A 1943-nucleotide genomic window follows, 5' to 3' on the forward strand; every position below is an offset into this window, starting at 1 on the left:
ACTCAACTAGAAGCGGACGCGGCCCGATGAAGCTCATATCGCCCTTTAGCACGTTAAAAAGCTGGGGTAGCTCGTCAAGGCTGAAGCTTCTGATGGTCTTGCCGATGCCGCTCAGGCGCATCTCGTCAGGCAGTAGCTCGCCGTCCGCGCCGCGCTCGTCGCTCATCGTTTTAAATTTGTAAATTTTAAAAATTTTAGCGTGCAAACCCGGGCGCGCCTGCGTAAAAATGACGTCCTTGCTCACCTTAAAATATATCAAAACCGCAACGACCGCCATGATCGGCAGCGTCAGCACGATCAAAAAAATCGCACCGCAAATATCCAGTAATCGCTTAAAAAACGCTCTATACATCGATAAATTTCCTGTAAATTTCTATATATTTCCTAGCGACCGCTCGCTCGTCAAACTCGCGCACGGCAAGCTCTCGCCCGTTTCGCCCCATCTGTGCGGCTAAATTTTCGTCGTTTAACAAAATTTCTATCTTTGCGGCTAGATCCGCAGAGCTTTTTACCTCGCAAAGCAGGCCGTTAAAGCCGTTCGTTACGGCCTCGTTACATCCCGCCACGTCGCTAGCAACGACCGGCCTACCCATACTCATCGCCTCTAAAACCGTGCGCGGAAAGCCCTCTTTGTAGCTTGGAAGCGCAAGCAGATAGCTAGCCTTTAAAAGCTCCGGCACGTCGTCTCTAGCGCCCAGATACCGCACGGCGCCGCCAGTTAGAAACTTCGCGTCGGCAGTACTTTTGTTTCCTTCAAACCCTTCGCCCGCAAAGACGAACGCGCAGTCCTCGCGCCCGCGCAAAAGCTCGGCCGCCTCGTAAAACTCGCGCACGCCCTTGTGCCACATCGCGCGCGCTATCATCAGCACGATTTTTTTGCCGCGCAGATCCTCGCCCAAATTTGCGGCCGGTACGCTGCTTTCGTCAAATTTGAGCGTATCTACGCCCACGCTTTTTATCTTAAAAATTTTCTCTTCGGCAATCAGCCCTCGAGCTAGAAAATACGCAGGATCGGCCTCGTTTACGAACACGCAGCCGTCGCTCATTTTTAGAGCCCGCTTATAAAGCGTCTCGATCGCGGCACGCACCAGACGGGTTTTTAAGTCGTTATCGATATAAAAGCTACCAAGCCCCTCGACCAAATTTATTACGCGCTTTATGCCTGCTTTTTTAGCCGCAAAAGTGCCAAACACATTTGACTTGTGCGCCGAGGTTTGTAGCAGGTCTAAATTTAACTCGCGCAAAATATCGGCTAGCTTTTTTGAGTTTTCAAGCACGATTAGGGGGTTTAGACTCGCGCGGTCAAGCTCGTATGTCACGCAGTTAAATTCGCTTTTTAGCCTATCCGTATACTCGCCCTGCGGAGCGATAGCAAAAACCTCGTGACCGAGCCGCTTTAGCTCGCGCATGATCGGCGCGCGAAAGAAATAAATGCTCATATCGGCGTGAGATAAAAATCCAAATTTTGCCATACTATGCCGCCTTTTCTGACTTTTTCGCCGATATTCGCTCAAGGTGGCTCGCAGAGTCGCGACGATAATTTGTATCGTCGCTTAATCGGCTCATATTGGCGTGACTCAAAAATCCAAATTTAGCCATTTAAAAAACCTCTATCGCAAATTTAGCGGATGTCTGTGCCTTGATCAAATTTACCGCCCTCATCTTAGCAACCTATAAATTTTAACCGCGCCGTTTAAAACGACCGGCTCAAAGAGCTCTTTGTCGTAGTTTTCGAGTACGAAAAGCTGTATGTAGGCCGAGTTTAGCACCGCTTCGTCAAGCACCAAAAACCGCCTATAATCCTTCATAAAAATAAGATAAATTTTACCGTCCGCGTCCATCTCGTGCTTTTTGACGACCAGCTTGTCTTTCTCGTCGTAGCTTGTTTCAAAGTATGTATTTACGGATATTTCGCGTTCGCCGATATAGACCTTAGACGCGTC

At 49.1% G+C, this 1943-nt stretch carries 1 protein-coding gene and 2 pseudogenes; all 3 read right to left on the minus strand.

Going from position 1 to position 1943, the window contains the following annotated elements:
- Positions 1-352 (minus strand): annotated as a pseudogene (gene pglC / locus Q0200_RS04185) (undecaprenyl phosphate N,N'-diacetylbacillosamine 1-phosphate transferase); the annotation flags it as partial.
- On the minus strand, positions 345-1472 hold the full coding sequence (gene pglA / locus Q0200_RS04190) for a N,N'-diacetylbacillosaminyl-diphospho-undecaprenol alpha-1,3-N-acetylgalactosaminyltransferase (protein WP_297938099.1): 1128 nt from the start codon (positions 1470-1472) through the stop codon (positions 345-347). The gene pglA and the pseudogene pglC, both read right to left, overlap by 8 nt.
- 186 nt (positions 1473-1658) lie before the next feature.
- A pseudogene (locus Q0200_RS04195) lies at positions 1659-1943 on the minus strand (general glycosylation pathway protein); the annotation flags it as partial.

It is taken from the genome of uncultured Campylobacter sp., assembly GCF_938045225.1.
Taxonomy (GTDB): Bacteria; Campylobacterota; Campylobacteria; order Campylobacterales; family Campylobacteraceae; genus Campylobacter_A.

Coding starts and splice junctions, on each gene's coding strand:
- pglA (WP_297938099.1), bottom strand. CDS start 1,472: ATGGCAAAATTTGGATTTTTATCTCACGCCGATATGAGCATTTATTTC.